The sequence below is a fragment of the Peribacillus sp. JNUCC 23 genome, assembly GCF_053653995.1.
Genome location: NZ_CM132202.1, coordinates 2,378,308 through 2,392,180 on the forward strand (window position 1 = coordinate 2,378,308; position 13,873 = coordinate 2,392,180).

11 protein-coding genes and 1 pseudogene are annotated in these 13,873 nt (G+C 35.3%); 4 read left to right on the top strand and 8 right to left on the bottom strand.

What is annotated here, in order from left to right:
• Positions 1 to 79: 79 nt before the first annotated feature.
• The 8 genes and pseudogenes from JNUCC23_RS11560 to purT all read right to left on the bottom strand — a co-directional run bounded on the left by JNUCC23_RS11560 (position 80) and on the right by purT (position 8,552).
• Positions 80 to 847: a hypothetical protein gene (locus JNUCC23_RS11560; RefSeq protein WP_403071377.1), complete on the bottom strand. Its 768-nt coding sequence runs from the start codon at positions 845 to 847 to the stop codon at positions 80 to 82.
• Positions 848 to 943: 96 nt separating this feature from the next.
• Complete coding sequence (locus tag JNUCC23_RS11565) at positions 944 to 1,357, bottom strand: cupin domain-containing protein (RefSeq protein ID WP_062179516.1); 414 nt, start codon at positions 1,355 to 1,357, stop codon at positions 944 to 946.
• Between the two features lie 68 nt (positions 1,358 to 1,425).
• Positions 1,426 to 1,839: a cupin domain-containing protein gene (locus JNUCC23_RS11570; RefSeq protein WP_062179513.1), complete on the bottom strand. Its 414-nt coding sequence runs from the start codon at positions 1,837 to 1,839 to the stop codon at positions 1,426 to 1,428.
• Positions 1,840 to 1,870: 31 nt separating this feature from the next.
• Positions 1,871 to 2,758 (bottom strand): adenylyltransferase/cytidyltransferase family protein, encoded by an 888-nt coding sequence (locus JNUCC23_RS11575; RefSeq protein ID WP_403071370.1) that lies wholly within the window; start codon positions 2,756 to 2,758, stop codon positions 1,871 to 1,873.
• 760 nt (positions 2,759 to 3,518) lie between these two features.
• Positions 3,519 to 5,669 carry an ATP-binding protein gene (locus JNUCC23_RS11580; protein ID WP_454211566.1) on the bottom strand — a complete coding sequence of 717 codons (2,151 nt, stop codon included), beginning with the start codon at positions 5,667 to 5,669 and terminating at the stop codon, positions 3,519 to 3,521.
• On the bottom strand, positions 5,650 to 6,345 hold the full coding sequence (locus JNUCC23_RS11585; RefSeq protein ID WP_403071364.1) for a response regulator transcription factor: 696 nt from the start codon (positions 6,343 to 6,345) through the stop codon (positions 5,650 to 5,652). Before JNUCC23_RS11585 ends, JNUCC23_RS11580 begins: the two co-directional genes overlap by 20 nt.
• A 424-nt stretch (positions 6,346 to 6,769) precedes the next feature.
• A pseudogene (locus tag JNUCC23_RS11590) lies at positions 6,770 to 7,227 on the bottom strand (ATP-binding cassette domain-containing protein); the annotation flags it as partial.
• A gap of 167 nt (positions 7,228 to 7,394) precedes the next feature.
• Positions 7,395 to 8,552 carry a phosphoribosylglycinamide formyltransferase 2 gene (purT, locus tag JNUCC23_RS11595; RefSeq protein ID WP_403071361.1) on the bottom strand — a complete coding sequence of 386 codons (1,158 nt, stop codon included), beginning with the start codon at positions 8,550 to 8,552 and terminating at the stop codon, positions 7,395 to 7,397.
• 523 nt (positions 8,553 to 9,075) lie between these two features.
• Here purT and JNUCC23_RS11600 point away from each other — a divergent pair.
• From JNUCC23_RS11600 to JNUCC23_RS11615, 4 genes are all read left to right on the top strand, one after another.
• Positions 9,076 to 10,227, top strand: a complete 1,152-nt coding sequence (locus tag JNUCC23_RS11600; RefSeq protein WP_454211568.1) for a DUF2515 family protein — start codon at positions 9,076 to 9,078, stop codon at positions 10,225 to 10,227.
• Complete coding sequence (locus tag JNUCC23_RS11605) at positions 10,154 to 10,609, top strand: CBO0543 family protein (RefSeq protein WP_403071354.1); 456 nt, start codon at positions 10,154 to 10,156, stop codon at positions 10,607 to 10,609. The genes JNUCC23_RS11600 and JNUCC23_RS11605 overlap by 74 nt, the downstream gene beginning before the upstream one ends.
• Before the next feature lie 391 nt (positions 10,610 to 11,000).
• Positions 11,001 to 11,924, top strand: a complete 924-nt coding sequence (locus JNUCC23_RS11610; RefSeq protein ID WP_454211571.1) for a MerR family transcriptional regulator — start codon at positions 11,001 to 11,003, stop codon at positions 11,922 to 11,924.
• Positions 11,925 to 12,513: 589 nt separating this feature from the next.
• Positions 12,514 to 13,665, top strand: coding sequence for a glycoside hydrolase family 18 protein (locus JNUCC23_RS11615; protein ID WP_454211573.1), 1,152 nt, complete (start codon positions 12,514 to 12,516; stop codon positions 13,663 to 13,665).
• The last annotated feature ends 208 nt before the right edge of the window (positions 13,666 to 13,873 follow it).

Consider the following 13,873-nt stretch of genomic DNA (forward strand, 5'->3'; position numbering starts at 1 on the left):
CCTCAGCAATTTTTATTTAAATTAATAGGATATCCGTATGATTTAATATGGATGTAGATTAATACAGGTATAGATTCAATTAAATGACTTTGTCTTTCGAAATCTCATCTTCCATTTCAAGCATTTTAAAATAGCTTCGTGTAGTAGGACCCGGTTCAGTATTTTGAGTAAGCATGTTCAAAGCATTGGATACTTCGATGCGGCGATATGTTTCAGTTACACGCCCATTCGTTTTAAGAGAGTTCCGTCGTTCTAGTAATAGAGCCATTTCTTCATTCGAAAGGTCTTCTGAAATTTTGATAGTGTCAAGTACATTTTTTTCTGCAGCTTCACAACTGGTGATCTGGATATCGCTATTTTCAACACGACCTGTCGGAGAATAGGCCAATGCACTAACAATTCGATGTTTCGCACTATTTAATGTTTCTTTTAAAAAAATAGGTTGGATAGGCGTAATGTCTTCCACGAGCAACCGTGTAATGCCGCGATCATTAATCGCTTCTAAAATTTGTTCAGGATCATCCTCAACGACAATTTCTTTATGTGGCGGCCAAATATCCATCCAATAATGGGTCATATGCAGCTTCCCTACATGGAAGATAAAAAACTCGGGATAAATAAACTGTTGCCCAGGCTCAACACCAAGATTAGGTCGAAAAAAATCATAAAATCTTGTAAGTGCCGACATTAGTAAACTACTCGCACCAGTTCCGCCACCTGTTTCTCTTACGACCACTCCAACGCGGTCATATTCATTGAAATTCGGGAAAATATCTTCTAACAGTACTTTCTGACCTTCTAATTCAAAGTCAAAGTCCTGATAGCTCATGGCATTGACTGTATGCATCGCTGGATCCCCCCTTTTTTCATTTAAGGTAAATTAGAATATTTAAACGTTATTCAGTTGGGGTCATACTGTTTTTTATTTATGTTCCAGCATGTTTTACAAAAATGATGGTTCAGGTATACGATGGGCTGTATAGAAAGCTTCTCCATCGCTCTCAGCATCAAAAATCACCGGTACATTAGGCGTGAAGATGACGACATCTCCTGCTTTTGCTACATATTTTTTCCCTTGTTCATCACGTAAGATAAATTGCCCTTTGATGACGAATTTCACCTCTAAAAATTCATATACAAATTCAAATTCTTCACCTGGTTGCATATCGAAGTATCCCATTGTAATGGCATTTTCTTTTGATGTAACAGGAACATCAATAATTTGGCTTTTTAGTGCTGGGATTCCTAGCAGTCCATTTAATTCTTTCTTTTGGTAAGTGCCTGCTTTAATAATTTGGAAACCAGGTGCTTTGCTCAAATAATCATAGTTTTTTGCTTCTGTTGTTTGTTGGGACATATATATCCACTCCTATCAGTTTTTTTATTATCATATATTCAAATTCTATTACTCACTATTTTTATTACTTAGATAAACGAGGGTTCAGGCAGACGATGTGCGGTATAAAAAGCGTCTCCATCGCTTTCACCGTCGAATATAACGGTTGTAGTTGGGCTGAAAACGAATACATCTCCTTCTTCAGCGATATACTTTTTCCCTTGCTCGTCACGAACAATTATTTTCCCTCTATAGACGATTTTTATTTCTAAAAATGTGTACGTGAATTCGAAATCTTCTGAATTTTGCATAGAGAAGTAACCCATTTGTAAACCATGCTTATCTGTGCAAACCGGAACATCAATAATTTGGCTTTCAAGATTTGGAACACCAAGAATTTTATTTAACTCCTTCTTTTTATATGTCCCTGCTTTAATGACCTTCACACCTGGCTTATCGTTTAAATACGTCAATTCATCTAACCATGTAGTTTCTGTGCTCATTTTTGTACCTCCATTATTTTTTATTTTTATTTTATAATAGCCCGGAAGTAATAACCGGTTTATTCATCAAATTATGTTTAGGCTGTTGCTCCAAAAACGTGAACGATCCAGGAGACAAACGTTTTAGCCAGCTTATATGAATTTCTTCCTGGTTCTCTAATATTCGTTTACTATGAGCAGGAGAAATTATTTTAGTAGCATCTTGGGTGACTAAGACGACTTGTTTGTCTGTTTCATCCCCTTTTGAAACAATTACTTCATATACTCCAGGGGGAGGAAGTAGATAATAAGGACTCGGTACTATTTCAACACTTTTTTTATTTGAAAAAACCTGCCCTTTGATTTGATAATGCTCCCCTAAGTAACGGTGAACGATGTCCATTTTTCCCGTAGAAATTAACTTTCTTATTAAAGTAGAACTTATCTTTTCACCATTAATTGCCACTTTCTTTACTTTTATTCCTTCAATGATGTGGTTAGAGTCCGCTTTTATTCGATCCATATTCCCTTCTCCAAATTGACCATAAGTAAAGTCAAATCCAGCAACTGCATACTTTACTCCAAAGTCAAGGAGATATTTTTGTACAAATTGCTCTGGTGTTAATGAAGCAAAATCTTGATCGAATTCCACGATGTAAAACTTTTGCACACCTAACTTTTTCAAAATCCGTTGTTTGGCAATCATCGGCATTAAATATTGAATTTTTTTCTTATCTCGTTTAAGCACTTCTTTGGGGTGGGGGAAAAAGCTCATACATGCAAGTTGTAGTTGCTTTTCATCAGCGATTTTTATAGCTTCGTTGATAACTTGTTGATGACCTAGATGAACCCCATCAAAAAATCCTAAAGCAATTGCACTTGGTTCAGATTCTGCTAGACACAAATGCCTGTTGCTTTCATTTACATAAATGACTTCCACATATCCGCCTCCTAACAGTTCATTTATAGAATTGAAGGTTTAAGTCAGTCGATTTGCTAACAATAAGCAACTCCAGTGCTTTCACCGTCAAATATAACTTTATAGTTGGTCTTTAACACGAATTGATCAACTGCTCCGGCATTATGTTTATCTCTTGTTTGTTAGCGACAATCATTTCTTCCCTGCATACAAAATGTATTTCTAATTGTTCTAGAATGAATGATGATTATACGTGATAGCGTTTACATAACGAACGGTCAAACAATCTGAATTACGATAGTAGCGTTCGTTTCATTCAAACTGTGCATCTCTTCTTGGCTGTAACTTTTTTCTATACATGTATCATAATATTTATTTATAAAGTTATCCTAAAGTCAATCTAAACTAACGATAAATTTTCAATAAATTCCAAAAAATATAAAATTCCTCATGAATTTTCGCTATTTTACAGGATTCATGTCGACGGATGAAATGATATCGAACACTTAAACAAAAAAATAGGGTGTCCCAAAAAGCCTGTCCTCACACTCTATAAACCGTTTAGTATGCTATCACGCGTTAAATAAACGATATATAGGAAATGTGAATCTAACCTTTTTATTTGGGCACCCTTAATTCGTCAATTGTAAACAAGAAATCTAGTTTGTTAAATGTTTCAACGTTTGTTGTCGGAATAAAAACTTAATGTTGTTCTAAAGTCACATTTTGTATTAATGTAATGGGCATTTCCCTCCATTTGCTAAATAGTTACTTATATTGCTTAAAAGTCTGATAGCTCTACTAATGGCAGCACAATCGTAATCGTCGTTCCTACACTTACTTTACTTTCTACTAAAATATGTCCATCGTGTAGGGTAATAATTTTTTGAACGATAGGCAAACCTAATCCATTTCCTTGAATTTTTTCGGTACTTGTTCTTTTCTCTCTAAAAAATGGAAGAAATATTTTTTCTTTATTATTTTCCGATATACCAATTCCGTAATCTTTGAACTTAATAATCAAGTTTTCATTTTGTTGGTAGGCAAAAATGTCTATTTTAATTTTCTTACCACTTTTTGATTTTGAATACTTAATGGCATTTTCTAAAATGTTAATAAAGGCGCGATTCATTTTCTTAGGATCAACAAAAATGAACAATGAACCTACTTCATAGTTTTTAGTAATTTCAATATCGGACCCTTCTGATCGGATCGCAATCATGTTTAACGATTGCTCTATCAAGAAATCAAACGGAATGACTTCTTTTACGTAATCTCCATCATCATCCGTGTTCATATCAAATAAGTCATTAATTAATTGGATAATATGATTACTGCGTAGTAGTATGGAATTCATAATTTCTTTTTTCTGGATTTCAGGAAGTAGCTGATGATTAACTAAGATTTCCGTGTATTCTCTTACGGACGTTAATGGCGTTTTTAAATCGTGAGAAATCTGTGACATAAATTCTTTTCGCCGTTTCTCAGATTCTTGAAGTTGTTGGTTTGTGTTAATTAACCGTTCATTAGCATTTTCCAACTCTTTCGTTCGCTCTAACACTTTGTCTTCCAGTTGATGAGCTTTTAAGTTTAATTCCCCAATTAATTCTTGGATTTTTCGGTTCATAAAATTAAACGCTACCGCCAAGTTACCAATTTCATCTTCTTGCTCAATATGAAGTTCTTTCACAAAATTGCCGTCTGCACTTTCTCTTAGCGCAGTAGTTAATTGATCAATTGGTTGGGTGATTGTTCGTGAAAAACGGTAGGTCATATATAAAAGAATAATGATTCCGAAAAGTAAAAATACTAAAAGATGAGATAAAAAAAGCAGCATATGCTTATTCGTTTGTGCCTCTGTACTTTTGACAATTGGTTCGACAATATCAGATTCTGAAATGATAAAATTGAGACGCCATCCGTTATTTAATGATGAAGATAAAAGATACGCTTCTGAATTGGAATAGGTTATTGGCAAGATGCCTTCTTTATTTTTTATAGCGCTATTCATAAGGGGTACGTTCTCCTCGATCCCCTCTGCTTTCGTTTGTCCCGAAATAAAATTACCTTTATCATCAATTAAAAAGGCAAAGGCGTTTGGTTCACTGAATTTGACGTCCATTAATTTGTTTGTAATGTTTTCAATGGGTACATCTAGACCTACCATTCCTTTAAATTCGACGGAATTCAAATAAACGGGTGCCCCGACTGATATTAGCCAATCCTCTTTCGTTACATCCCCCATAGGTTTAGCCGACCATATATAAGGTTTCGTCCATTTTACTTTCCGTTGTGGATTTAAAGCAACTGTATAAAATTCATAATCTTGAAAACGCAGATTAGGTGCAAATTTTTTTGAAGAAATGGCAGCCTCAACGTCTAAAAACGGATAATATAACCAAGAAGAACTAGGTAACGCTAAGTATACGGCATTGATCATCGTTTCATTTTCCATCGTTTGAACGAACAATGGTTCAAGTTGCTTTGCTATTTTCAGTTCATTTGTTACTGTATCAACCAAATCGCTTGATCTCGAACTAATAAAAACATTTGTTTTTTCATATTTATCGTCAAATGTTTCCCACAAGTAACCCTCTTTTCCCTTCGTTACATGTAATTCATTTGAAAGAGCTAGATTAGGCCGACTATAAATAGTTTCAGCTTGTTTTTGAATTAATCTTAATGTATTTTCGAGATTGTGCAAATCTGTATTCAAATTTTGAGTTTCTTTTTGTAAATACAAGAGTTTTTGTGATAAAACTTCTTTTTTGGTATTGGCTATTTGATCTTTCATAATTTGATTTGATAGATTGCTTCCTTGATACATACTGTATGCAGCGATCATAACAAAGGGAATAAAAGAGATCATTGTTGTAAATGCTAATATTTTAAAATAGTGGGATTTTTTTAACTTAAATGGACGTTTGAACAAACTTGTAGCCGACCCCCCTCATTGTAATAATGTAGGCTGGGTTTACTGGATAATCCTCAATCTTTTTCCTCAAGTTTGAAATATGAACGATAATCGTACTTTTCTCACTAAACGAATCATATCCCCAAATTTGATTTAAAAGCTGTTCCGCTGAAAATACTTGATTTGGATGCTGGGCAAAAAAAGTAAGCAATTCAAATTCCTTTGCTGTTAATTCAATCACTTGTCCATTTCGCTTTACTTCCCGAGCTGATAGATCGATGACGATATCATCAAAAGTGATTTGCTTTTTCAACGTATTTTGATTGTGATTAATTGAATTTCGTCTTAAGTGGGCTTTAATGCGGGCGATTAGAACTCTTGAGTTGAAGGGTTTTTCAATATAATCATCGCCCCCCATTGCAAAAGCAAGAATTTTTTCCTTATCTTCATTATTACAGGTTACATACAGGATGGGTACGGCTGTCATTTCTCTCAGTTGCTGACATAAATCAATTCCATTCATATCGGGTAATTGTATATCTAAAAGAATAAGATCTGGTGTTTTTTCCCGAACTTTTTTAATAGCATCCATTCCAGTTGAAGCAATCGTATAGGCAAACCCTTCAAGTGATAAATTCATTGATAAAATCTTCTGAATATCTGCATCGTCTTCAACAATTAAAATTTCATCCAAGTATGATGACCTCCAGCTATTAAATTTTAAATATTATCTGAATTTTCACTCTATGTATGTTTAATAAAGATTATCAAAAAATAAAAGCGCTTTCAATCTTTTTGAAAGAATATCTGACATTTTATATGATTAATCTAAACACCTTTATATGTAGTACACAAATATCAGTTAAAAAATAGGATCTCTACCCTTTTCCTTTATTTATATATTTTAACACAAGACACCAATTATTTTTTACACTAAAAATAATTTTAGAGGCTTTATTAGGTGAAAAACGCAGAATTTCTGTAATAAAGAGATTCTGCTTTTCTAAAGAGTCCATTATTTTTTATTAATCTAATCAAATGGCAAAACAGCTGGATAGTTGGCATAATTAAATCCCCAATACAGCAGCAAAAATTAGTTCAAGATGAGCATTATCTTCTTATTTCAAACTACGGTTTAAGAAGGCTTTAGTTCGGTCGAACTGAGGATTCGTAAACAAATCGGCTGGATGTCCTGATTCGATAATTTCCCCGTTATCTATAAAAATGGTCCGGTTTGCTACTTCCTTAGCGAACTCCATCTCATGGATATCTACAATTATAGTCATGGGTTCTGCAGCCAAGTGCTTCATTACTTGCAGGACTTCTCCGATAGATTCCGGATCCAAGGCAGAAGTGGCTCAGCAAACAGTAGAATATCGGGGTTCATTATAAGAGCTTGGGCAATGGCTATCCTTTGTTTTTGGCCGCTCGAAAGATTTGCTGGGTAAGCCGTTGCCCGATTAAAGAGCCCAACTTTCTCCAGAAGCTCAGCACTTCGTTGTTAGATTATACTGGATGGCTCTTTTTTCAACACTCTGGGGGCGACCTCCAGATTATCTTTGACTGTCATGTTTGGGGATATCTAATGTATTAGCAAACTATAGTATTTGTTTGTTATTGGATTCTATTAATATTATATGATTTTAATTCCTTCAATGATTGGTTATTCATTGAAGGAGTTGGATCTTGCCACAACCTTGCTTTTTTATTTAGCGCGTTTTTTGTGTCTTCTCTAATGTCAAACTACTTTAGGACATTCAACTTATCCAATACTTGTTTCGCGTTCTCCCGCGCTTTTTTTGTGCTATTTGCAGTAGCTAGAGCAACTGCAACCCTGCGACCAACCTTTGTTACTGGTTTTCCAAATACTCGAACTTCTGTATTAGGTACAGCTAACGCCTCATCTAACCCACCAATTTTGTAAGTATTTAATTCTTCTGCTGCTTTTAACGGACGGCTGGCACCAGGTGTAACCTGATTAATTGTAGGGATTGGGTATCCTAAAATCGCTCGAACGTGCAGGGAAAATTCCGATAGATTTTGGGTAACAAGAGTGACTAAACCGGTATCATGCGGACGCGGAGATACCTCACTGAAATAAACATGATCCCCCGAAAGGAAAAGTTCTACCCCAAATATTCCATATCCCCCAAGCTCATCCGTAATGGTTTTGGCAATCTTTTTAGCTTCTTGGATTTGTTGTTCCGTCATATCATGTGGCTGCCAGGACTCTATATAGTCACCATCTTTCTGAATATGGCCAATCGGTGCACAAAACATTGTCCCATTTGCAGCACGTATAGTCAGAAGTGTAATCTCCGAATCAAAATGAATGAACTCTTCAATAATCACCCTTCCGTTTTGTACCCTGCCTCCATTCTGCGCGACCTTCCAGCATCCTTCTAATTCTATTTCAGAGCGGCAAACACTTTGCCCTTTCCCTGAAGAACTCATAAGAGGCTTTATCACGCAGGGAAAACCGATTTCTTGTGCCCCTTGTACAAATTCTTCATACGTGTCGGCAAATTCATATTTAGCAGTAGGAAGATTAAGAGTTTCAGCAGCTAAGCGACGAATACCTTCGCGATCCATCGTTAGCATGGTCGCTCGTGCTGTAGGAATTACACGAAAGCCTTCATCTTCCAATTTAATAAGTTCAGATGTAGCAATGGCTTCTATTTCCGGTACAATCAAATCTGGTTTTTCAGTTTCGACAATCTTTCGAACTTGCTGTGGGTCTAACATATCAATCACATAACTTCGATCAGCCACTTGCATAGCAGGTGCATGTTCATATCGGTCAACAGCAATCGTCTCAACGCCAAGCCTTTGCGCTTCAATGATGACTTCTTTTCCTAATTCACCTGATCCTAATAAAAGGATTTTTTTTGATTGATACAAATGAATTTCCCCCTCTGTCTAGTTTAAATCATTATAAACGAATTTTTTTATAAAAAAAAGGGAATTCGTTCGGTTTTTATCCTAGTACCCAAGAAAATTCATTCATTTACTGTAGATAAATCTGGAGTTTCCGTATAATCAAACGAATCTATTCGTCTGAATCCCTATAACTCAATGATAACCAATAGTTCAACATCACTATATGCTTAGCTATCACTAGCGTAATATATTTCTATAGCTAATGTTAGTTCCCCGCGAGTTCATCATAAAAAAGCATTTGTTCTTGTTTGCTTTAAATCCCGCTCTGTAAGCTATTTCATTAAATTTTCATCATGAATTTCTAATGACCTTAATAGAATGATCATATAACAATTAGTGGATATTCCGGTTTTCAAGGGCTAATTCCACGATCTATCGGGAGAATGCCAGCCCTCAGGTTACTACTATATCCATTCCTTACCTTTAAACATTCCACATTAGCTATATATTCATAGATGTTCGAGTGAATTTGCCCAAGGAGGTAATGATCATTTGGAATAAGATCATGAATCAGAAAAAAGTAATACTCCCTGAACCTCTTATGGAACTAAAGAAAGAATTGAAGAATAAAAGCAAAAAATCCTTCAAAGATGAAAATCTTTCACCGAAAGAAACAGCTCTTGTCCAGAAAATCAAAGCTCAAACATGTATTCTGAATAAAAATAATGTCACAAGGACGAAAGCCTATCTTGACTTTTATAATGTGCATCCGGAAATCCATTGGGCTTTTTTAGGACATATGGTTTCTCGAAATGGCGGATGGAATATGACGGATTTAAAAGGTGGATTACTACCAAGACTATTGACAAAAAATGAGGTGGATTCATTTTTCACATTTTTAGAACGAGGAAATTGGCTGATTTTTCAAGATGCGTTCCCGCAATTTTTGGTATACGAAGAAAGTAAAAAAAACGGACAGAACTTATTTTATCTGTTAAAGCATTTACACGTGTCAACTTTTATGGAAACGATTTGGCATCATTTTTGGCGTGAACATGATCCATATATATTAACTGTTAGTCTTATCATTAATGAACAAAGCTATCTAGAATCAAGAGTGCTTGAAAATCCTACTTTTAAAAAAGAAGTTTTCAGCAAATTAGAATTTAAATTACAGGATTTCCTTTCCTTGAATCATATTCTATTTCCTTATGTAGTGGATGGGACGGTGAAGGTAGCTGGCCAAACGCTACATCATTTTGAGAATTTACATAAGCGGATCATACTAGGGAAACAATTGTATGCCATTTTGTTTAGTGATGACCAGCGCTTAAAAATGACAGAAAAATGGGCGAATTCAACTCCTCATACTGGTTCTAGAATGGATTATTGGCCCCATATATTTAATCACGTAGATGAAGAAACTCCAAGTAGACTATTGAAAACAAGGATAAAATCATGCCAACTGTTACCAGGTTCAACGAGATTCTATAGTCCTAAACTAATATTTGTATGGAAGAATCGAATGCATATACGTGCAGGAATTGCTGACTGGTACAAAGATTGGAGGATAATCTATTACTTAATCAATTCTAAAGAAAATATAGTTGGAGAGATTAAACATGAATATTGTAAAACACTCGAAAGACTTGAGTTCGCGGCAATCACAAAAAAGGCGATTTCCCTTTTGGATTAATAATAGTTCAAATTTCCTACCATCAGTCCTGCTTGGCTCATTATTAGGAACGTACCTCGATCTATATTTTATAGGAAAAGGCTTCTATTCCTTTCCTATTAGGCCCATGTCAACGGTCTTTTCAATCAATATAGTGTTTACTTTGATTGGCCTCCCCTTGTTAATTAGTGTCTTTCTTTATGCCTGTAATAAAGTGAACGCATGGAAAAAAGCAGGGCTCATTATCATTTTTAGTATGTTAATGTCTGTTGGTGAAAAACAAGCGGAAGTCTATGGTCTTTTTGTTCATAGCGTTTCATGGAAGCATATTTATTCATTGATCGGATATACCCTCTATTTAACTCTAATCTATTCTTTTTATAGTTGGTCAAAACGTGGCTGACCCCATTTGCTAATCGAAAAACAGAGGGCCACTTTTTTATTTTTGGTGTGACGAATGTTTATTCCATTCCTCATTCTCCTGCATTATTATGAAAAATGTTTCTTAATATTCCCCTTCTTAAACGATCATCTGCTTAAATCAGGTGGTCGTTTAAGTGGTGGTCAATTATGTCAAATTTATTATGTCTGATGAATTGATTGGTTATAAATGTTTTCTAATCTGGGCCCTTTTGATGAAAATAAGCGGCGAATTTCGCATTAAATCAACGCTTTTTGTTGAATCTGCCCTTCTTTTGAAAGCTTTTGTCATGTAGCAGGAAAAAGAGAACCACAATAAAGAATATAACTTAAATTAGCCCAAATTAAGTTGCAAAATAGAAAGGAATGGAGATATGAACAATAGTCAGATTTTAAGAGCCTATTCGATTAATGAGGTTTCGAAGCAAATAAATATTCCAACAGGGACAATTAGACAGTGGGAAAGAGATTTACAAGGTCTTCTTATTATTCCTCGTACGAAGCAAGGTGCTAGATATTATACAGAGAAAGAGATCACACTGCTTAATAAAATAAAAGAGATGCGTGAACAAGATGTAAGTAAAGGGATGATTCGTTCATTATTAAAAAAACATATGAAAAACGATTCGGAACCTACTTCCGAATCGTTCGAAATGACGATTCAGCCAGCAGAAGAGACATCCATTCAGACATCACAGAGTCGTCAGACAGACAATATGCTGGAGTTTAATACTGCTTTGGAAACATTTAAGGAGAATCTATTATCAGAAATCAAAAATGAGATGGTGGTAAGCCGTAATGTACTCATTGAAGAGATCAAAAATGAGTTTATAAACGCCTCCTTTCAAACTGTTGAAGATATTTCTAAATCAATTCAGAGATCTGATGATAAGAGAAAAGTGGAAGTTCATGCAATTTCGGAAATGGTTATGAAAGCTTCGGAACGTACTTCTGAAACATTCGCAACCCTTTCTGGTGACATTGTGAAGGATTCGAAAGCTACTTTCGAAAAGCTTTCAAAGCGAATGGATCTGACTGTAAAAGTTGCTGAAATAGAGAATCAGAATGTACTAGAAAAAGTTTCTCAAACAGTTAATGAAGCAAAGGATGATATAAGACATATCACGCAATCATTCGATACTAGACAGGATGATTTAATTGAATCTCTTAACGAACTAAAACAATCGACAGGTGAAATACAAAAAATTGAAGAGGTCTTTAAAGTGATGATATCAACCTATCGTGATGCCGCAGCAACTAAAGAAAAGAAGAAAAAATGGTGGCAGCTAAAATCTTAAGAAAAAGGCTAGGACTCCTGTTTAATTTGATCGAGCTTATTTATTTTTAGGCTATGTTTATAATGTTTTTGATTTTGGTCTCATTCTTCTGAAACTGCGGTTTCAGAAGAATGAGACCAAAATCGTTTTATTAACAATATTGTTTAACATAGCCTAATTTTAAAATCTAGGCGAAATCCCCTTATTAGTAGTACCGTGTTGTTTAGTTGTTGGAAACACTCTTTTCTATAGCAGATACACCAAATTGAGCGCAACCCATTAATGAGTTCTAAGAAGGTATAGACAATCTTAGATACAATGTTATTGTCCATTTCTATTTATCATTGTTCAACACTAGAAACACCTAAATATTTAGGATAATGAGTATCTGAATCTGCAGCATATACTCCGTGGGCGGATGCTTTGCTTAAATAACGTGCAAGATTAAAAACGAATTTTATTATATTGTATAATTCATTTCATTTTTTCCTATTCGCTTACACTCCTTCTATTACTCTAAAAATATGTTATGTTTGATTTTACCATCCCCTACTTATCGACTTTCTTGATACAATTCTTATGTTGAATAAGTATGGGGAGGTATACATCTATGAATAATCTTAAATTCCTTCTTGCTCTAGTATTGGTCATAGCCTTCACAGGAGGATTTTTTGCAGGTATATTATTTTCTACTAACAATCAGCAAGAAAACTTGAAAATGAAACAAGCAACCGAATCAGCAATAAAGCCGGAACCTAAGCAAATGCCCAGGTTAGACATGGAACAAGCAAAAGTGTTAATTGGCTATGTTCAGGATTTTCGAGATCCAAATGCGGTTGATTACGACAATTTGACACATATTATATTCTCCTTCGCCCATCCGACAAAGGACGGTGGTCTTTTGCTTAATGGAGAAGTGGCTTTGAATAACCTACGGATAATGGCGACAAAAGCGCATGAGCATGATACAAAAATTATGCTAGCCGTAGGCGGATGGTTTCACATCCAGGGTGGAGAATCCTATGAGTATTTTAAGACGGCGATTGCTAACCCGACATCGCGATATAAACTTGTCAATGAGCTTGTGAGTATAACGGTCCAGGAAAAGTTAGATGGCATAGATATCGATTTTGAACACCCACGTTCTTTGGAAGATGCTCAACATCTAGCTAGTTTCATCAAAGAACTAAGTGATAAACTTCATCATAAAAATAAAGAACTGTCCACTGCAGTTCAAGCTAAAGTGAACAGTGTTACTGGTGCTGAAATCAATAGTGTCCTGTATGAACCATCAATGTTCGAATATGTCGACCATGTAAATATTATGGCTTATGACGGTCAGTGGGATGGTGGGTATGACGCTGCCAACTTGTCTCCTTACCCGTTTAATGAGAATATCGTAAACTATTGGACTAGCCTGTTCGATACTCATAATCTTTCAAAAGAAAAACTTGTATTGGGCGTTCCCTTTTATGCTCAGCCAGAAGATCCTTCCGTTAAGCAGATCACCTATGCGGCAATCATCAAAAATAATCCAGATAATGCTGAACACGATACCGTGAATATGAATGGAACGACATACCATTATAATGGTGCCAAGACCGTGCAAAAGAAAATAAAGTTAGCACTTGATCATGGTTTCGGTGGAATGATGCTATGGGAGGCCGGACATGATGCAGAGGGATCACACAGTTTGACGAGTGCTATTTCAAAAGCACTGGGAGCTGAAGATATTTATGTATTTAAACAAAATACAAACTAAGAGGAATAGATTAATCCTTCCCTTTTGTACCGTATCAATGTTCCTCTAAATATTTGAAAAGACCAAGTGAGGATGACCCAAAGAGACTGACCCTTTTGGGACATCCTCACTCAACTAAAAGAACTGTTGAATCAACTGTCTATCACATGTTTTCGCAAATACGAGCAAAAGAAGAATTCGTGTTTTTTAGGAGATAAGATTCAACGAT

Coding starts and splice junctions, on each gene's coding strand:
- JNUCC23_RS11560 (WP_403071377.1), bottom strand. CDS start 847: ATGCATACAGTCAATGCCATGAGCTATCAGGACTTTGACTTTGAATTA.
- JNUCC23_RS11565 (WP_062179516.1), bottom strand. CDS start 1,357: ATGTCCCAACAAACAACAGAAGCAAAAAACTATGATTATTTGAGCAAA.
- JNUCC23_RS11570 (WP_062179513.1), bottom strand. CDS start 1,839: ATGAGCACAGAAACTACATGGTTAGATGAATTGACGTATTTAAACGAT.
- JNUCC23_RS11600 (WP_454211568.1), top strand. CDS start 9,076: ATGATCATTTGGAATAAGATCATGAATCAGAAAAAAGTAATACTCCCT.
- JNUCC23_RS11605 (WP_403071354.1), top strand. CDS start 10,154: ATGAATATTGTAAAACACTCGAAAGACTTGAGTTCGCGGCAATCACAA.
- JNUCC23_RS11610 (WP_454211571.1), top strand. CDS start 11,001: ATGAACAATAGTCAGATTTTAAGAGCCTATTCGATTAATGAGGTTTCG.
- JNUCC23_RS11615 (WP_454211573.1), top strand. CDS start 12,514: ATGAATAATCTTAAATTCCTTCTTGCTCTAGTATTGGTCATAGCCTTC.